Annotated in this window: 17 protein-coding genes, 1 pseudogene and 1 riboswitch; of the genes and pseudogenes, 7 read left to right on the top strand and 11 right to left on the bottom strand. The window is 72.1% G+C overall.

What is annotated here, in order from left to right; genetic code table 11:
* Positions 1-34: 34 nt before the first annotated feature.
* Complete coding sequence (locus ACIP4Z_RS19670) at positions 35-991, top strand: NaeI family type II restriction endonuclease (protein ID WP_401309630.1); 957 nt, start codon at positions 35-37, stop codon at positions 989-991.
* A 128-nt stretch (positions 992-1,119) separates the two neighbouring features.
* The gene (locus ACIP4Z_RS19665; protein ID WP_355336271.1) at positions 1,120-1,569 is read left to right on the top strand and encodes a very short patch repair endonuclease; all 450 of its coding nucleotides are present in this window, start codon (positions 1,120-1,122) and stop codon (positions 1,567-1,569) included.
* Here the strand turns inward: ACIP4Z_RS19665 and ACIP4Z_RS19660 are convergent.
* A complete protein-coding gene (locus ACIP4Z_RS19660; protein WP_401309627.1) occupies positions 1,504-2,697 on the bottom strand; it encodes a DNA cytosine methyltransferase in 1,194 nt (397 codons plus the stop codon). The two genes, ACIP4Z_RS19665 and ACIP4Z_RS19660, sit on opposite strands and share 66 nt — an antisense overlap.
* A 153-nt stretch (positions 2,698-2,850) precedes the next feature.
* Between ACIP4Z_RS19660 and ACIP4Z_RS19655 the strand changes: the two genes are divergently transcribed.
* Together ACIP4Z_RS19655 and ACIP4Z_RS19650 are read left to right on the top strand one after the other, a co-directional pair.
* Positions 2,851-3,570, top strand: coding sequence for an HNH endonuclease (locus ACIP4Z_RS19655; protein ID WP_401309624.1), 720 nt, complete (start codon positions 2,851-2,853; stop codon positions 3,568-3,570).
* Positions 3,571-3,646: 76 nt separating this feature from the next.
* Positions 3,647-3,985: pseudogene (locus tag ACIP4Z_RS19650) on the top strand (TMEM175 family protein); the annotation flags it as partial.
* A 199-nt stretch (positions 3,986-4,184) separates the two neighbouring features.
* On the opposite strand, the gene ACIP4Z_RS19645 reads toward ACIP4Z_RS19650, so the two are convergent.
* From ACIP4Z_RS19645 to ACIP4Z_RS19635, 3 genes are all read right to left on the bottom strand, one after another.
* Complete coding sequence (locus tag ACIP4Z_RS19645; RefSeq protein ID WP_401309621.1) at positions 4,185-5,276, bottom strand: hypothetical protein; 1,092 nt, start codon at positions 5,274-5,276, stop codon at positions 4,185-4,187.
* 445 nt (positions 5,277-5,721) lie between these two features.
* Positions 5,722-6,369 carry a response regulator gene (locus ACIP4Z_RS19640; RefSeq protein WP_401309618.1) on the bottom strand — a complete coding sequence of 216 codons (648 nt, stop codon included), beginning with the start codon at positions 6,367-6,369 and terminating at the stop codon, positions 5,722-5,724.
* 11 nt (positions 6,370-6,380) lie between these two features.
* The gene (locus ACIP4Z_RS19635) at positions 6,381-7,640 is read right to left on the bottom strand and encodes a sensor histidine kinase (protein ID WP_401309616.1); all 1,260 of its coding nucleotides are present in this window, start codon (positions 7,638-7,640) and stop codon (positions 6,381-6,383) included.
* A gap of 343 nt (positions 7,641-7,983) precedes the next feature.
* On the opposite strand from ACIP4Z_RS19635, the gene ACIP4Z_RS19630 reads away from it, so the two are divergent.
* Both ACIP4Z_RS19630 and ACIP4Z_RS19625 read left to right on the top strand, forming a co-directional pair.
* The gene (locus ACIP4Z_RS19630) at positions 7,984-8,286 is read left to right on the top strand and encodes a hypothetical protein (RefSeq protein WP_355336261.1); all 303 of its coding nucleotides are present in this window, start codon (positions 7,984-7,986) and stop codon (positions 8,284-8,286) included.
* 145 nt (positions 8,287-8,431) lie between these two features.
* Positions 8,432-8,980, top strand: coding sequence for a hypothetical protein (locus tag ACIP4Z_RS19625; protein WP_401309612.1), 549 nt, complete (start codon positions 8,432-8,434; stop codon positions 8,978-8,980).
* Positions 8,981-9,087: 107 nt separating this feature from the next.
* Here ACIP4Z_RS19625 and ACIP4Z_RS19620 read toward each other — a convergent pair whose 3' ends face one another.
* Entirely contained in the window at positions 9,088-10,164 is a 1,077-nt protein-coding gene (locus ACIP4Z_RS19620; RefSeq protein WP_401309610.1) for a peptidoglycan DD-metalloendopeptidase family protein, read from the bottom strand.
* 293 nt (positions 10,165-10,457) lie between these two features.
* Positions 10,458-10,630, bottom strand: a riboswitch (cyclic di-AMP (ydaO/yuaA leader).
* Between the two features lie 678 nt (positions 10,631-11,308).
* Between ACIP4Z_RS19620 and ACIP4Z_RS19615 the strand changes: the two genes are divergently transcribed.
* A complete protein-coding gene (locus ACIP4Z_RS19615; RefSeq protein ID WP_401310119.1) occupies positions 11,309-11,944 on the top strand; it encodes an N-acetylmuramoyl-L-alanine amidase in 636 nt (211 codons plus the stop codon).
* Positions 11,945-12,014: 70 nt separating this feature from the next.
* Here ACIP4Z_RS19615 and ACIP4Z_RS19610 read toward each other — a convergent pair whose 3' ends face one another.
* The 6 genes from ACIP4Z_RS19610 to ACIP4Z_RS19585 form a co-directional block, all read right to left on the bottom strand.
* Positions 12,015-12,950: a hypothetical protein gene (locus ACIP4Z_RS19610; protein WP_401309608.1), complete on the bottom strand. Its 936-nt coding sequence runs from the start codon at positions 12,948-12,950 to the stop codon at positions 12,015-12,017.
* A 452-nt stretch (positions 12,951-13,402) separates the two neighbouring features.
* Positions 13,403-14,683: a hypothetical protein gene (locus ACIP4Z_RS19605; RefSeq protein WP_401309605.1), complete on the bottom strand. Its 1,281-nt coding sequence runs from the start codon at positions 14,681-14,683 to the stop codon at positions 13,403-13,405.
* 131 nt (positions 14,684-14,814) lie between these two features.
* Complete coding sequence (locus tag ACIP4Z_RS19600; RefSeq protein ID WP_355336251.1) at positions 14,815-15,126, bottom strand: hypothetical protein; 312 nt, start codon at positions 15,124-15,126, stop codon at positions 14,815-14,817.
* A gap of 247 nt (positions 15,127-15,373) precedes the next feature.
* The gene (locus ACIP4Z_RS19595; RefSeq protein WP_401309601.1) at positions 15,374-15,778 is read right to left on the bottom strand and encodes a nitroreductase/quinone reductase family protein; all 405 of its coding nucleotides are present in this window, start codon (positions 15,776-15,778) and stop codon (positions 15,374-15,376) included.
* A 113-nt stretch (positions 15,779-15,891) separates the two neighbouring features.
* The gene (locus ACIP4Z_RS19590) at positions 15,892-16,092 is read right to left on the bottom strand and encodes a hypothetical protein (RefSeq protein ID WP_355336247.1); all 201 of its coding nucleotides are present in this window, start codon (positions 16,090-16,092) and stop codon (positions 15,892-15,894) included.
* A 41-nt stretch (positions 16,093-16,133) separates the two neighbouring features.
* Complete coding sequence (locus ACIP4Z_RS19585) at positions 16,134-16,919, bottom strand: hypothetical protein (protein WP_401309598.1); 786 nt, start codon at positions 16,917-16,919, stop codon at positions 16,134-16,136.
* Positions 16,920-16,963 lie beyond the last annotated feature (44 nt).

The following is a 16,963-nucleotide window of genomic DNA, read 5'->3' as shown; positions in this document are numbered from 1 at the left end:
TTCGCAAGCCGCTCAGGCTGAAGGAGGTATACGTTTGCTCCCCCTCGACCACTCGGCTGCCACGAACATCGCGTCTGCCGACCAGGACGACCCCGAGCTTGCGGCCGTCGTGGAAGCGCTCCGGGCGGCGGATCCCTCGGGCTTCCGGTTCGCAACAGTGCTCCGGAACACCATCGACCAACTCCTCGACGGGGAGAGCACAGGCCGTTACGACTGGAAGACGCTCTTCAAAACGGAGAAGACGCATGCGGGCACGGTCGTAGAGATCAATCTCCAGCGGGAGTTCCGGTTTGCTGACGGTGACGCCATGGACTACAAAATCGCGGGCGTCGACGTGGACTGCAAGTATTCCCAGACCTTCGGCGGCTGGATGATTCCGCCGGAGGCAATTGGCCATCTGTGCCTGCTCGTCTGGGCTGATGACTACAAGAGCCGGTGGAGCGCCGGCCTGGTGCGCATCAGGGCGGAGTTGCTGAACCAGGGCAACAACCGGGACCTCAAGCAGACGGTCAACTCCAAACAACGGGAAAAGATCACGTGGCTATGGCGCGATGCGGAACTCCCGGAGAATGTGCTGCTCCACATGGATCCGACCGACCGGAAAGCAGTGTTCGCATCCTCATCTGGGCAGGCGCGCTTGAACGAACTCTTCCGCAGAGTCCAGAAGCGCCGGATCGGACGGAACGTCGTGCGGACGGTAGCGCAGCAGAAGGACTACATGAAGCGGGTCCGCGGCAATGGGGGTTCGCGGAGCGCGCTGCGCAAGGACGGCATCCTCATCATCGGCGACTACGAGAGCCACAGGCGGATCGCCGAGCAACTGGGCATACCGGTACCCCGCGAAGGCGAGTTCGTCAGCGTTCGTGTCGTTGAGGTCGGACCGGCGGAGACCCTCCGGCCCACCGTCGTTCTCAGTGAACGCCGCTGGGCCTGCGCCCTGCCGGGCGAACCGCCCCAGGCGGCTCCGCTGCTCCCTACCCACACCAAGTGAACGGGCTGACTGCCAGCGCAATGTCTTCGGCCAGCCCACCCGTAGGCTCGGTACCGTTGGGTGCCTCTGGACGGCTGAAGGCCGAACTGTGCGTCCGGGGCGTACGTGCCTCAAGGGGGGAGAGCAGGTTGACGGACGACTGGTCCCCACCGCCGGGTTCCTGGGCCTCTTCTGAGAGCCGCCGACGGAACATGCAGGCTATCCGGAGCCGGGATACGGGGCCGGAGTGGCTGATACGGCGCCTGGTGCATGCGCGGGGGCTGCGCTATCGCGTCTCAGCGCGCCCCCTGCCCGACCTTCGCCGGACGGCGGATCTGGTGTTCCGGCCGGCAAAGGTCGCCGTCTTCATCGACGGCTGCTACTGGCACGGCTGCCCGGAGCACTATGTGTCGCCGAAGACCAATTCGGGCTACTGGTCAGAGAAGGTCGCCAGGAACATGGCGCGGGACCGGGATACGAACGAACGGCTCGCTGAAGCCGGCTGGACGGCGCTGCGCTTTTGGGAGCACGAGTCACCGGACGCCTGCGCGCTCACGATCGCCGCCACGGTTGACAAGATGCGTGCGAGCAGGAGCTGACGGGGCGGAGACTTCAAAGAGAGCGGAGTCCTTCTCGATCTGCGCGTCCTTCTCACGCTTCCCCGCGGCCAAGGCGGCGACGATCTGTTTGCCGACGGCTTCGGCGACAGGCGGCGGGAAGGCGTTCCCCACCTGGCGGTATGCCGCCGTCTTCCGGCCGGAGAATTTCCAGTCCTCGGGGAATCCCTGGATGGTCGCTGCCTGCAGCACGGTCAGCTTGGGACCGCGCTCCGCGTAGAGGTCCCGCTCCGGATCCTGAAGGTCCGACGGATCGTTCGCGACGCCCAGCCCGCACACACCGAGCTTCCGCCAGGCTTCCTTCGCCCGGCTGGGGCCGAGATCCGCTCCGCCGTGCTTCTTTGATCCGCCCACCAGCGTGGGCGCCACGGTGCCGGTCTTCGCGGCCTTGAGCCACTTCTTGTAGGCGGTCTCCCAGCGGGCGGTGTAAAGACCCTTCCAGCGAGGGTCCTGCCCGCTGGCCTGGTAGCGCTCACGCATGGACTTCGCCAAGGCTTTGGCAACCGTGAGCAGCTTGGTGTGCTCCGGTTCAGTCCAGGCGAAGTGCTTCGCATACTCCGGCTTCATCGCTACGAGAATCGCCCGCGGCCGAAGCTGCGGAACCCCGTAGTCCCGTGCTTCCAGCACTTTCCAGTAGCAGATCGTGTATCCAGCCTCTTTGAGGCGGTGCTCGATGACGTCTTCGCGGTACTTACGGAACTTCTCGGGCGGTTCCAGCAGTGCCCGGACGTTTTCAATCATCACGGCCTTCGGCTGCAGGAAGCCGATCAGGTCAAGCATCGTAGGAAAGAGGTCACGCTCATCCTCGTGGCCCAGTTGCTTGCCTGCCGCCGAGAACGGCGGGCACGGGACGCCGCCCGCCAACAGGTCAAGCACTCCCGGCTTGAGCTTCAGCCGGCGTGGGTCAAACTTCGTGAGATCGGCCTCGATGACCTTGCAGCCGTCCCACTTCGGATTGCCCTCGACGTTGTCCTTGAGCGTCTGGCAGGCATTCGGGTCGATCTCGATCAGGGCAAGGTGCTTGAACCCCGCCCGGTGCAGGCCCACCGCCTGGCCGCCTGCTCCGGCGCAGATCTCCACCGAGGTGAACTGTGGCTCAATGCTCGTCATGCACCCTCATCCCAGTCGCGCCGTGTGAGCGTCTTGCATCTCACTGTCACAGAGGGTGGCAGACCCCACTGACAATCCGCTCAAGTGTCGCGCAGCGGACGGCAGTCTTCGGGCATCCGTCACGCCACAGCGAGCAGTCCTACGATAAGGCGCATGCGGAACCCTTCTTGGCAGCGGGATGAACTCCTCCTCGCATGCGCCCTCGTCGTGCAGAACGGCTGGAAGGAACTTCGCGAGAACGACCTCCAGGTAATGGACTTGTCCGACCTGCTGCAAGTGCTCCCCCTCCACCCGGTCGAGACCCGCAGCGTCAAGTTCCGCTCCACGGGAAGCGTCAGCCGCAAGACGACGGACTTGGCCACGGCTCACCCGTCCTACCAGGGCCCGCCGACCCGGGGCGGACGCCTGGACAAGGAAGTCGTGGCCGCCTTCATCGCCCGGCCCGAGGAGATGCTGGCCGCCGCCGAGCGGATTCGGAACGTAGCCGTCAACGGTCCGTTTCAGCTCCCTGCCGAGCCACCGGATCCAGACGACGAAGCCGCTCCGGAAGGCCGACTGCTCGCTCGGCTCCACCACGCGAGGGAGCGGGATCCGAAGCTCCGGGCCAGGAAGATCAAGTCCGTGCTCGCAGCCGGCGGCAGCCTGCGCTGCGAAGCGTGCGACTTCAGCTTCGCTGAGACATACGGCAGCCTTGGCGACGGCTACATCGAGGTGCATCACACGCTCCCTCTCCACGTTTCCGGGGAGACCACCACGTCGCTCGACGACCTCGCCCTGCTCTGCTCGAACTGCCACCGCATGTGCCACCGCAGTGCAAGCCCCGAGGAGCCGTGGCGGACCCCGACGGCTCTCCGCGCACTTCTGACGAACTGACCCCTCCTTGCGTAGGTGCGGCATCGCACTGTGGGAGGTGGGGTGGGGTGGTCTACTGGGGCGGTTTTAGTGGTGAGTGCGGGGTCTTTGGGGCGTCGCGGTGTGTGGGGAGACGGATATTTCGGAGAACGAGCAAGGGCATGAGACGCGGGCGGCGGAGCGGCTGATTTTGTTTTCGGACGCGGTGGTGGCGATCGCCATCACCTTGCTCGCGTTGGAGTTGCCGGTGCCGGAGGGGCACGATGTGTCGGAGTTCTGGCACTCGGTGCGGGCGAATGACGGGCACTACCTGGCGTTTTTGATCAGTTTCGTGGTGATCGCGATGGCGTGGGGCGAGCACCACAGGGTGTTCAGGACGGCGCTGCGGGTCGATACGCGGCTGCGGAAGATCAACATGGTGTGGCTGATGATGATCATCCTGAATCCGTTCGCGACGAAGATGCTGATCGAGGAGGGGCACGACACCGTCGCCACGCATGCGCTGCGGTGGGGCTTCTACGCGCTGTTGCAGGTGCTGGCGAATGTCACGCTGCTCGCCCTGACGTATTACCTGAAGACACTGAACCCCACGGGGACGGGCGCCGGGGTGGACGGGAACGAGGGGTCGTACGGGGTCATCGTCGGGTTCGGTCTGTCCATTCCGGTGTTCTTCGCGACGACGCACGCGTGGGTGCTGTGGATTCTCGGTCCGCTGCTGGCCCGGCGGGTGTACCGGCGTTTCTGGGGGCGTGGCGACCGGGAGTTGCGCGACGCGTGAGGGCGCGGGCGGCGGCGGCCAGGAGGACGAGGGCGGCGAGGGCGAAGACGGCGCTTCCCGTCAGGGCGAGGGACAGGGGGACGTCGAGGGTCGGGGACTGCGTGAAGCCGACCCAGGCGTAGGTGAGGACGGCGCCCGCGGCGAGCGCGAAGCGGTGGGCGGCGGACCACGCCGGGCTGCGGGACCAGCGGAGCGCGAGGCGTACGAAGGCGGCGACGGCCAGCAGCCACAGCGCAGGGTCGGTCCAGTCGGGGACGCCGGAGGGGAACAGGCCGCCGCGCGCCCAGTAGAGGGACGTGGCGGCGAAGGCCGCGGCGCCGACGAGCCAGGGGCGGGGCGTACGGGCCGTCGGGCGGGTCGCCGGGCGGGCGGGGAGCGTGAAGGCCAGCGCGATCAGTAAGAGAATGACGGCGCCGCAGCCGATGAGCCGCGCGGGCGAGGCCATGAAGTGCTCGCTGTGCTGCTGCGCGACGGCGAGGAAGAGCGAGTCGGCGACGAAGGCCGCGGCGACCAGCGGCAGGCCGATGTTGCCCAGCCACGGCCGGATCTCCCGTCCCGCGCGCCCGCCACCCCACGCGAAGGTCTCCACGACCGCGATCGGCACGCACACGCTCCAGACCGTGTGGATCGACAGCACGTCCTCGATCATCCCGACGCTCGTCCCGAGGAACGGCACGTACGTCCCCGCGTACGCGCCCGCCATGTCGAACCCGCCGTAGTGCGGATTCCACAGCATCTGGTCGATCGGCCCCTCCTCGACCAGGGCGTACGCCGCCGCGAGCACGATCATCGTCGGCCAGCCCCGGCCGAGGCGCCGCGCGCACTCGCGGATCAGTACGGTGCCGCCGCCGTACATCGGCGCGAGGATCAGGACGGACGGCAGCGCGGTGACCGGCTGGTTGCCGAGCAGGAACTCCCCGATCAGGGGAGAGAGGAAGAAGAGGGCCACCGCGAGCCGGAGACGGTGATACGGGCGCCGGTCGTGTGGGTGCCGGTCGTGCGGGCGCGGGTCGGCCGGGCGCGGGTCGGCCGGCGGCCGGTACGCGGATACGGTCCGGGGGTCGGATACGGTCCCCGGCCGGGAGTCGGCCCCAGGGTCGGATACGGTCCCCCGGCCGGCCTCGGCCCCCGGGTCCGGGGCGGAAGCGGCGGCCCGCGGCAAAGACGTCCGTACTGCGTCATCGGAAGGCATACCTCCGACGCTAGGCACCCGCCCCGTTCACGGCCTCGGCCGACCGGCCAGACCCGCCGTCCGACCGGCCAGACCCGTCAACCCACCGACCGGCCCCGTCGGCCGACCGCCCGGAGGCGTACACCGACCGGCCCCGTACACCCACCGGCCCGCATCCCCGCCGGAGGCACTACGGGACGGGACCGCCGCGAGCACCGCCCCCTCACTCCTCCCCCGCGTCATGCGCCAGCAACGCGAGCTGAATCCGGTTCTCGACCCCGGCCTTCCCCAGCGCGCTGGACAGATGCGCCTTGACCGTCCCGACCGACACATGCAGCCGCGCGCCGATCTCGGTGTTGGAGAGCCCTTCGGCGACGGCGCGGGCGACGTCGCGCTCGCGCTCGGAGAGGTCGGCGAGCCGCTGCCGGGCGGCGTCGGCGCGGGAAGAGGACCCGGTAGCCGCGTGGGCGATGAGGGCACGGGCGGCGGACGGCGACAGGACGGGTTCGCCGCGAGCCGCCCGGCGTACGGCCTCGACGATCTCCTCCGGCTCGGTGTGCTTGAGCAGATAGCCCGCCGCGCCCGCGCGTACCGCCTCCAGGACGGTGTCCTCGGCGCCGAAGGTGGTCAGCACGATGACCTGGGGCGCGGAGTCGCGCCCGGTGAGGGCGCGGGTGGCGGTGATGCCGTCCATGACCGGCATGCGGATATCCATGAGGACGACGTCGGGACCGTGCTGCCGTACGGCCCCGGGTACGGCCGCGCCGTCCCCCACCTCGCCGACGACCTCGATGCCGTCGGCGCCGCGCAGCATCATCTTCAGCCCGGCGCGCACCAGCGGGTCGTCATCGACCAGAAGTACCCGGATCATGCCGTCGCCCCTCACGCGTCGCCCTTCCCCCGCCGCCGTGGATCACGCGCTGATGTCGCGGGCCACGGTAGCCGTACCCGTACGGTGAACACGCCGTCGGCGCGGCCGTGTTCGAGGGTCCCGCCGTCCAGGGCGACGCGCTCGCCGAGGCCCACAAGACCGGTGCCGAAACCGGGGATCGGGCGCGGCGGCCCCGAAGTCGCCTCGTACGCCTGCGGGTTGGTCACCTCGACGGTGAGGTCCGCGCCGGGCGCGCCGCTCAGCCGTACGGTCACGGGTGAACCGGCCGCGTGCTTACGGGCGTTGGTCAGCGCCTCCTGCACCGCGCGGTAGGCGGTGCGCTGGACCTGCGGGCGCAGGTCGGACGCGAGCGCGGCGTCCACGTCGTCGTGGAACTGCACGTCCTGGCCGGCCGCCCGCGCCTCGCCCACCAGTACGGCCACGTCCGCGAGCCGTGGCTGCGGCGCGGCCGTGCCCTCGTCCTCCGTCCGCAGCACGAGCAGCACTTCCCGCAACTCCTCCAGCGCCTGATGGGCGTTGTCCCGGATGACGCGGGCGCTCTCCTCGATCTCTGCGGCGTCCAGAGCGGGGCCGCCGGCGCTCCTCGTCCGGTACGCCAACGCGCCCGCGTGCACGGACAGCAGCGAGATGCGGTGCGCCAGCACATCGTGCATCTCCCGTGCGATGGCGGTCCGTTCGGCGCGGCGGGTGTCGGCGAGCCGCCGCGCGTGGTCGGCGCGCTCGCGTACCGCGTCCTCCCGCAGCCGGACGAGGAGTTGGCGTCGGCTGCGCAGGGCGCTGCCCGAGGCGAAGGAGACGAGGTAGTACGCCACCGAGAAGGCCGCCGCCGTCCAGTCGGTGCCGTGCGGGTCCGACAGCAGCAGCGCGTCCGGCACCGACGCGGCCACGAACAGTCCGAGCACCGGCAGCGAACGGCGCAGCGGCTCGTACAGCGCCAGGCTCGCCGTGATCACCATCCCGGCGCCGAACACGCTGTTGGACAGCGCCAACGCGGGTACGGCCAGCAGCGCCACGGCCATCGGGTACCGCCTGCGCCACCACAGCGACACGCACGCGAGCGCGCCGAGCGGCAGGTCGACCGCCTGGATCCACACCGGCCGGTCCTCGTGCTGCGCCGCGACGCCGTACACCACCATGCCGACCAGTACGGCGAAGCAGAGCGCGGCCGCGTCCACGGCCCAGTCGCGGGGCGTACGGCCCTCCGGGCGGCCCTCGGTACGGCCCTCCGTACGGAGGTCGGCGTCGGTCATTCCCCGAGGGTAGGGGCGGCGGGGGTCTCGCCCGGGGAACCGTCCCCTATCCGCCCTCGGGTGCCGGACGGCGGGGCGTGGTCGACGGGTGGGCGCTCATTGCCGCTGGGGCTAGTCCTCAAACGCCGGACGGGCTGAATCATGGCCTCTGGCACACCGCCAACCCCGGCCTCCGTCCTCAATCATGGCTTCCGGCACACCGCCAGCCTCGGCTCCCGTCCCCAAACACCGGACAGGGCGACTCGCCGCCTCTGGTCGCGGACCCCCTCGCGGAGGGGGCGGACGAGGGGCGGTTAGCCTCGGAGACAAGGCTTCGGGGTTGGTGCGTGAGGAGGAGGACGGGATGGCTGGGGTTCCGGCGAGTGTGGTGGCGGCGGGCGGGCTGATCGGCGGCTACGGGGTGGCCCGGTGGACGCGGAAGCGGGCCCTTGGGGGCGTGGCCCTCGCGGCGGCGGGCACGCTCGCGGCCCGCGAGTGGCACGCGCGCTCGGGACCGGCGGTCGCCACGACGCTGACCACCGTCTACGTGGCGGCTTTCGCGGGTTCGCACCCTCTCGCCCGCAAGCTCGGCGCCTGGCCCGCCGTCTTCACCGTCGCGGGTGGCGTGGCCGCCGCGTCCTGGGCCGTGACAGGCCGACGCGGCTGAGGCGGCGCGCTTGAACGCGGACGCCGACGCGGGCGACGCGCCCAGGGCGGTCGCGGGCCGACGGCGACATCGCCGCCACCCCTGAGACCACGCCCCGGCCGTGACGGGCCCGCGCGGCTGAGAGCCGCGTGTTTGAATGCCGCGCATGGACGACGACGATGTCACGAGCGGCGGCGGGGCCGCCGGTTCCGGGTCGGCGCGGATATGGATCGGCGCGATCCCGTCGGTGGATCCGGACGGCGTGGAAGTGATTCTGGACCTCGGTCTGGACTCGCCCGACCCGGCGGAGCGGATGATCCGTCTGCTGCTGAACCGGGGGCACGAGGGCGAGGAAGGCGTCTTCTATCTGCTGCCGGACGACCTCTCGGCGCGTTATGAGCGGATCGGCGAGCGGTTGGCCGTGACGGTGCTGTCGCACCGCGCGGTGCTGGACGCCGATCTGGGCGAGACGGACGAGTTGCGGACGCACCTCGCCGGGCTGGCCCGCGATCCGCTCGACGCCGACCGTCTGGTGCTGCTGCGGGGCGAGATCGTCACCGACTTCGTGCCGGCGGTCCAGGACGACGGCGCGCAGCCGTTGCTCGTCATCGAGCACACCGAAGCCGCCGCCAGGCTGGCTGATGTCCTGCGCCAGTTCGACGAGGGCGAGACGGGTATCGCCGTGCTGTCGGCGACGCTGGACTGGAAGGGCTGACCGAACCGGCCGCATGCCAACGGCCCTGGCGTCGGGGGGGGAGCGCCAGGGCCGTCGGGGTTAACCGGAGGAGCGGTCCCGGGTGGAGCGGGACCGTCCCAGATGGTTCAGACGGCGATGTCGTGGGCGCGGAGCCAGACGGCCGGGTCGATGGGGGCGGCCCCGGCGGCGGGGCGGACCTCCAGGTGGAGGTGGGGGCTGGTGACGTTGCCGGTGGCGCCGACGCGCCCGATGGTGTCGCCGGTGATGACCTCGCCGGAGGTGACGACCATGGTGGAGAGGTGGCAGTACCACAGCTCGGTGCCGTCATCGAGGGTGAGGATCACGCGGTAGCCGTACGAGCCCGCCCACCCGGCCGAGGTGACCGTACCGGTGTGGATGGCGTGCACCGGGGTGCCGGTGGGAGCGGCGAAGTCCTGGCCGGAGTGGGTGTTGGCCCACAGGGAACTGGCCTCGCCGAAGCTGTCGGTGAGCGTGTACGAGGCGAGCGGCTTGAGGTACGAGACCGCGAGGTGGGCCAGGCGCTCGGACTCGGCCTTGGCGGCGGCCTCGGCATCGGCCTTGGCCTGTGCTTCCGCCGCGGCCTTCGCGGCGGCGGCCTGCTCGCGTACCTTCTGCGCGGCGGCCTCGCGGGCTGCCTGCTGGGCCGCCGCCTTCTCGGCCGCCTCGCGCTCGGCCCGCGCGGCGGCGTCCCGCTGCCGCGTGGCCTCGTCGATGATGCGGGCGCGCAGGGCCTCACCGGGGTCGGTGGGCACGGGGGCGGCGGACGGCGCGACGTCGACGGAGGAGGCGGCCACGACGGTGGTCGGAGCCGTGGTCGAAACCGGCGCCAAGTCCGTGGCCGGAACCAAGTCCGTAGCCGGAGCCAAGTCGGGGGCCGGAGCCAGGTCCGTGGCCGTATCGGCGGCCGTGCTCACGGCGGCCGTGCTCACGGCGGTGTCGGGGGCCGACACGTCCCGTACCGCCGCGCCGAAGAAGTCACCGGCCGTGGGCAGCGCCGAGACGCCGGGGGAACCGGCGGGCGAGACCCCGGTCGAACTCGGGGGCAGGTCAAGGGAGTCGGGAATTTCCGGCAGGTCCGGGACCGCTATGGGCGCGGGTACGGCGTCGGCCGCGACGGCCACCCCCCCGGCCCCTACGGCGGCCATCGCGGCGACGCCGAGGACGGTCGAGCCACGGGCCACGGAGCCGACGGAGCGCTGGCGCGGAAGCCGGTGACGGTTCGCGCCCTGAACACCGTACGCGCCGTATCCGCCCTGCGCGCCCGCGGCACCGGCGTCGCCCTGGGCCGCGACGTACGCGGCGGCTTCGGCAGGGGCAGAGACACAGGCAGAGACAGAGGCAGAAGCAGTGGCTTCGGCAGAGGCGGCGGAATCCCCTGGAGAATTCCAGTCGTCCCACTCGCCGGGGGGATCGGCCGCTGGGGCCGCCGGGGCGGGAGCGTAGGCAGGCTGGTTGGACGCCACGCGGGCGCACTCCTTTCCTTCCTTGTCGCCTACCGGGTTAGCTGACGGGTTCGGAGCAGGAAGGTCTCCTACGGGCCTGGATGCTGCCCGATTCACCCCATTGGACCCCTCCCGTACGCCAGGGTGTGGCGAGCAGGAGGGCGGGTCCCCGGTTCCCGCGGACGGGATTCGGCAAGCGCGCGGTGCCGCCTCTGTGGCGGTGGTGACAACCGCGCTGCGTTATCGAACGTTAATAGAGCCGGGGTCGTTTTCCAAGCCGAATCAAAGAGTTGACGTCGGGAACCAAACGGTCACGGAGTGCGTGATACGGGTAAACCCGGCACCGAATGTGGCCGGGTAGTGATGTGAGTGTGTGTCAGTTGTTATGCACAGGGGGACGGTTCGATTACGTACGGTCAGGGCGCGGCGCCGATACCGTGTGCACGGCCGTGTACGGCGTCGACCGACGGCCGGGGTCCGGCAGCCAAGCAACGGCGGCGACGGGGCCGCTGCGGTCTCGCCACCGGTGTGGACCTCTGCCAATTCGCGAATCGCTTGGCAGGTCACGCACCCGGACCCCACCATGAGCAGGCCCCGTACTTCTGTCATGCACTCGTCCTCTCCATGACGCCCAAGGGAGCTTTTCATGGCACGCCCCAGCGACCCCCAAGTACCCGCGCCGTCACGCCCGTTGAGCCCGGCCGGTGAATCCGGCCAGGTTGGGCGCGAAGTCGACGCCACGGGCACGACCGGAGTTACGTCCACGGGTACGTCCGGGGGCACGCTCGGGGTTACGTCCTCGGGTACGTCCGGGGTCGTGTCCGGGGTCCCGGTCCCGTCCGGGGTCGTCTCCGGCGCCGAACCCACCGGCTCACCCGGGCGCATACCCGGCACCCCCGCCGGGGCCCCGCTCGCGGCGGAGACGCCCACCCGGCGCTCGCTGCTGCGCGGCACCCTCGCCTTCGGGGCCGCCGTCACCGTCGGCGTCACGGCGGACCTGACGTCCGGGACCGGCCGCGCGTCGGCCGCCACCGTGGACTACCCGTCGGCCTCCTGGACCCCGGCCAGTTCCGGCAACTACACGGCGTCCAACCGCACTTCGACCTACCCGATCAACCTCGTGGTGATCCACGTCACCCAGGAGTCCTTCACCGACACCATCAGCCTCTTCCAGGACCCCTCCCACGCGGCGGCGGCCCACTACGTCGTCCGCTCGGGCGACGGCGCCATCGCCCAGTGCGTCCGCGAGCGCGATGTCGCCTGGCACGCGGGCAACTGGGACTACAACACCCGCAGCATCGGCATCGAGCACGAGGGCTGGGTCGATCAGCCCGCCTACTTCACCACCGCGATGTACCACTCCTCGGCCGCCCTCACCGCCGAGATCTGCGACAAGTACGGCATCCCCAAGGACCGCGACCACATCATCGGCCACGTCCAGGTCCCCGGCACCGACCACACCGACCCCGGACCCAACTGGGACTGGGTCCGCTACATCCGCCTGGTCAACGGCACCTGACGCCTCCGGCGCGGAATCCGCGCGGATTCGGCGCGGAATCGGGGGACGGTGCCCGAGCGCACGGCGGCCTTCACCTCGTGGACGTGGCCGCGTCCAGGGGAGGCAGGAGGTCGCCGTGGTGGAGGCGGAGGAGCCGGTCGTGGGCGGGGGTGAAGAGCGCGCGGCCGGTGTCCGGCGGTACGTCGCCGGGGGCGGCCGGCGGGGGGAGTGCGGTGGCCGGGAGGGACGTGTGGCCCGTCGCGCGCAGGAGGCGGGCGAGTGCCTCTTCGCGCGCGGGGCCCGCGAGTTCCTCGTCGGTGATCACGCAGACCGCCGGGTGGCGGAGGAGCCACTGGCTCCGGCGGGCCTCGTGCATGCCGGGGAAGCCGGGGTCGGTCAGCGCGAGGGTGATGCGGGCGTCCAGCGTCGGCAGGGCGGTGAGGATGTCGCGGTAGACGAGGTGTTCCGGCAGGGAGCCCACCTGACCCTCGGGCCGGGTGAGGGCGCGGATCTGGCTGATGATCCGGTCGCGGATGTCGCGGTGGTGGAAGACGATCGGCGGCCGTCCGCCGGAGTGCCAGACGCGCAGAAGGTCGGCGTCGGCCCGGCGCAGGTCCAGGCCGGTGACGTACCAACAGCCCCTGCCCGGCAGCAGATCGAGCAGTTCGGCGGCGGGCAGCCGGGCCAGCCGGGCTTCGGCGCCGGGGTCCACGGGTGAGCCGTGCGTGACCGGCTGGCCCAGGCGCGTCCACCACACCCGCCACAGGGCGCTGACCGCCTCGTGAAAAGCGGGCTCCACATTCGGGTTCGGACTCGGATTCGGGTTCAGCAGGCGGGCGGCCCTCTCGGGACCGTAGGCGGCCGTGAGCAGCGAATACACCTCGCCAGGACCGGGCTGCCGCGGCCCGGCCGACTGATCTCCGCTCATCGTGCCGAGCGAGGCATACCCGAGCGCGCCGGTGATCCCGGCCACCACCGGCGTCCCACTGCCCGGCAAAGACACGACGATCAAGTGGGCAGCGGACATGTAACTCTCCGAAGAAGTCGGGGCGGGCCGGGCTTGATACCCGGCGATGAACGGCACGGCGGGGGTACGTGGGCGCGTGGCGCTCACGGCCACGGGGCCCGGTCGCGGGTACGTGACCACGCGCGTGTGGCCGACCGGTATGTCGGCCGCACCGACGTAAGTGGCGCGTGGTGCACGCGGGTGCGCGGCCAAACGGTGGGTCGCCACCCGCGACGGGCCACCCGTACGCGGGTCCCGCCGACGTACGTGGCGCGCCCGCGCCCGCACCCGCGCGGCTGGTGCGGCCGCCCGGTCGGAGCCACCCTGGGCGTGGCGCGCACGCACGCGTAAGGCCACCGGGACACGGCCAGGCGTGCGGGGCACGGGGACGCGCAGGGCGAAGGGCGGTCGGCCGCGGGGGCGGACGGGACGGCCACGGACGGCGCGGGGGTACGCGGTCGGCGGTGTGGCGGTCACGCCGGAGTATGTGGCGGTCGGCGGTCGGCCGCCGGGTCATCGGAGACGACCGGGCCGCCCGGCGTAAGGAGAAGGTCTTCGTATACGTGGTGGCGGCGGGCCGTGACGCGGTCGTGGAGCAGGGCGGCGGCGCGGGCGGGTTCTCCGGCGTCCGCGAGGGCGCGGGCGAGGGTGTCGTGGATGATCTCGCGCTCCACGCGCACCCCGCCGATCCGGTCCGCCGCCTCGCCCAGGTCGGTGAGGAGGTCGGCCGCCGCCCGGGGGCGGCCCGCGGTGATCTCCGCCAACGCCCGTACCACCGGGGCCAGTACGTCGCGGAACTCCGTGCGCGGGTCGGCGGCGGCGCGGCGGGCCAGGGCGTGCAGGTCGTCGGTCGCGGCCTCCACGGCCAGGGCGAGGGCGAGGTTGAAGGTGTGGAAGACCTCCGCCATGCCGCCCGGTCCGGCCAGCAACTCCCGTACGTGCGCGGGGTCGTTGCGCCCGGCCGGTTCCTGTCCGGCCAGCAGCAGGCGCCAGTTGGTCGCGGCCCGCATGCCGACGTCGGACCTGGACAGGGCCGCGTCCGCGCGGCGACGGGCGTCGGCGAAGTCGCCGCAGGCGATGGAGTGGAGCGCGGCGTGCCAGGTGAGATGGCGCGACTGCACCGCGCGCGGGTCCGCCGCGAGCCACGCGTCGAGGAATTCCGTGCCCGCCAGCCCGGTGCCCAACTCGTGCTCGGCGTGGGCGAGGGCGTGGGCGGCGACGCCCGAGCGCGGGCAGATTTCCAGGGCGCGTACCGCGAGCCGGTGGGCGTCGCGTACCCGCCCCTGCTCGGCGCGGGCGGCGGCCAGCCAGCTCGTCCAGGGCCAGTTGGCGGGGCCCGCGAGGGCGGCCTGTTCCTCGACGAGGGCTTCGCCCCGCGCGCGACCGGCCGGGTCCGCGTCCGCGGCGAAGGCGCCGAGCATGAGCCCGGCGACCTCGTCGGCCGGCCACCGGGCGAAGTGCGCCACCAGGTGGTCCGCGGTGAGCGCGTACTGCCGGTGCGTGAAGAGGAACACGCCGTACACCACGCTCGCCTGGCGCTCGCCGGCCGCCTGCGCGTCGCGGTACGCGACGGCCAACTCCGCCTTCAGCTCCGCGTCGCCGAGACCGTCGCCGGTCGCCAGGGTGAGCAGCGCACGGGCCAGGCCGCAGTCCGGTTCCGAGGCCGCCCACCGGCGGAGCGACGGCAGCGCCTGCCCGCTGAGGGCGAGCAGTTCGGCCACCGCCCGGTCGCCGGGCGCGGCACTCGCGGCCACACCCGTACCGACACCCGGCGCAGCGCACGTACCCGCGCCCGTACCAACGCCCGCCACCGTAACCACCGTTGTGCCCGCCGTTGCCGTCATCCGACCGGCCGCCGCTCGCCGCTCCGCCGCTCCCGCCCGGGTCAGACGGACGACATGAAGACGGCGGTGCAGACGATCCCGCTGCCGCCGCAGTGGTTGCGCGGCAGGCTGAGCGGCAGACCGGTCTGGTTGCCGCCGCCCACCCCGCTGCCCGCGACCGTCGCGCCCGCCGACCGTACGCCGTGGTCCTGGTTGACGCAGGCGTTGCCGAACACCGCGTCGCCGACCCCGAGGACGCTCGCGTGCGCGACACCGGCCGGGAGCAGCGCCGCTCCCGCGACCGCGCCCAGCACGGCGGCCCGCGCACCCAGCTTGCCCACGCCGCCGACCATGTCCCGCACCTCTGCGCCCATCACGTTCCTCCTTGGTCCGGGACCGAGTCCCGCCGCTGACACCGACCATGCCCGCCGCATATTCGCGGGGCCACGCCCTGGTCAACGAGCCACCGCCGGAACTGACACGCAGCGGCGGCGATCACGGAACACCCCGAAGGACGCACGTCGGGCCTCGGCGGCGCGGGCCCGAAATCCAGCGGGCCAACGGCTCAGCGGCTCAACGGCTCAGCGCCTAGCGGCTCAGCGACTCAGCGCCCTAGCGACATCAGCGGCTCAACGTGATGACCGGAATCGTGCGCCCCGCACGCTGCTGGAAGTCCGCGAAGAACGGCGCCGCGCGCAACTGCTGCGCCCAGAGCCGGTCGCGCTCCGCGCCCTCGGTGATGGTGGCGGTGACGTCGAAGGACTCGGTGCCGACCTCGACGTGGGCGGCGGGGTCGGCGCGGAGGTTGTAGAACCAGTTGGGGTGAGTGGGGCGGCCCCCGTTGGCGGCGAAGACGACGAGGTTCGGGCCGTCCGTGGCGTAGGCCATCGGGGAGGTGAGGCGGCGGCCGGTACGGGCGCCGGTGGTGGTGAGGAGCAGCAGAGGGAGACCTCCGCCGCCCAACTGGCCTCCGTTGGCGCGGAATTGGTCAATGATTAACTGATTGCGCTCGACTCGCTCTGACACCGGCCCGGTCCTCCAGGATGTCGCCGACGCCCCCGTTGGGCGTTACGCCGGGTCCGAACCTACCCGCACCCACACGTGCGCCGTGGGCCGTACGGCCGACGGCCTCGTATCGGCTACGACCAGGTGTCCGCGTCGCCGCCGACCCACTGGATCAGGTCGGTCTCCTCGACCTCTATGTCGTCCAGACCGGCGCGGCGGAGGAATTCGACGAGGTCGGCTATGCGGTGGGCGCGGCCCACGTCGGTGCCGCGGATGGTGACCCGCCGCCCGCCGCCGGGGCCCGGCGGGTGCACGGTGATCGGCGGAGTGTCCATGACACCAGCCTGCCCCGCCTGCCCCGGGTCCGCACCCCGGATCAGCCGCGACCCGACCGGCCGGGCCCGCCGCCCGACCTCGGACCCGGCTCCCGCCCCGATTCCGCGCCCGATTCCGCGCCCGGTTCCGGTCCCGGCTCCCGCCCCGCGCCCCCTGCGGCCTCGGCCGCCAGTCCGTCCAGCACCGGCAGCCCCGCGACCAGCAGCCCCCTGCCGTACGACCGCCGCCCGCCCGCCTCCAGCAGGCGCCACAGGCCGGGGTTGGCCGCGAGCACGCGCGGGTCGAAGGCGGCGCGCCCGCCCTCGGCGTCGATGAGGACGAGCCGGGGGGTGCGGCCGGGGAAGAGGTGGATACGGACCAGGCGGTCGGTAGGGACGCGGTGGCCGCGCAGCACGCCCCGCACCCGGAGCCAGCCGTCACCCGCCGTGACCAGGGGCGGACACAGGGCCCCGAAGACGGCGGCGGCCAGCGCGGTCCAGAACGCGGCCCGCACGGGGTCGAGGGTGCCCAGCGCCCAGTCCGCCGCGGTCAGCGCGGCGAGCAGGCCGCCCGCCACCCCGAGGGCGACCCGGAATCCGGCGCGCCACCCGTGGTCGTACGCCGTCGCGGGCCGATGGACGCGCACCTGACCGGGCAGCCGCCCGTACGCGGATACGTGCGCTGATACGTGCGCGGCGCCGCGCGGGCGCGGGCGTCCGTACGCCGAACCGGGCCCGTGCCCGTACCCGGCCGCGGGCCCGTACCCGTGCCCGGCCGCGGGCGCGTGCCCGGCCGACACCGGGGAAGCCCCCGACCGTGCCGTCTCGACCGTCTCGCCGTATCCCATGTCTCCGACGCTACGGGCGCCCGGCGGCCCCGTACCGACCGCTG

It is taken from the genome of Streptomyces sp. NPDC088910 (assembly GCF_044749865.1).
Lineage (GTDB): Bacteria > Actinomycetota > Actinomycetes > Streptomycetales > Streptomycetaceae > Actinacidiphila.
This window is presented reverse-complemented; position numbering and strand designations above follow the sequence as displayed.

Coding starts and splice junctions, on each gene's coding strand:
- ACIP4Z_RS19590 (WP_355336247.1), bottom strand. CDS start 16,092: ATGGACACTCCGCCGATCACCGTGCACCCGCCGGGCCCCGGCGGCGGG.
- ACIP4Z_RS19610 (WP_401309608.1), bottom strand. CDS start 12,950: ATGTCCGCTGCCCACTTGATCGTCGTGTCTTTGCCGGGCAGTGGGACG.
- ACIP4Z_RS19640 (WP_401309618.1), bottom strand. CDS start 6,369: ATGATCCGGGTACTTCTGGTCGATGACGACCCGCTGGTGCGCGCCGGG.
- ACIP4Z_RS19585 (WP_401309598.1), bottom strand. CDS start 16,919: ATGGGATACGGCGAGACGGTCGAGACGGCACGGTCGGGGGCTTCCCCG.
- ACIP4Z_RS19600 (WP_355336251.1), bottom strand. CDS start 15,126: ATGGGCGCAGAGGTGCGGGACATGGTCGGCGGCGTGGGCAAGCTGGGT.
- ACIP4Z_RS19660 (WP_401309627.1), bottom strand. CDS start 2,697: ATGACGAGCATTGAGCCACAGTTCACCTCGGTGGAGATCTGCGCCGGA.
- ACIP4Z_RS19635 (WP_401309616.1), bottom strand. CDS start 7,640: ATGACCGACGCCGACCTCCGTACGGAGGGCCGTACCGAGGGCCGCCCG.
- ACIP4Z_RS19625 (WP_401309612.1), top strand. CDS start 8,432: ATGGACGACGACGATGTCACGAGCGGCGGCGGGGCCGCCGGTTCCGGG.
- ACIP4Z_RS19655 (WP_401309624.1), top strand. CDS start 2,851: ATGCGGAACCCTTCTTGGCAGCGGGATGAACTCCTCCTCGCATGCGCC.
- ACIP4Z_RS19630 (WP_355336261.1), top strand. CDS start 7,984: ATGGCTGGGGTTCCGGCGAGTGTGGTGGCGGCGGGCGGGCTGATCGGC.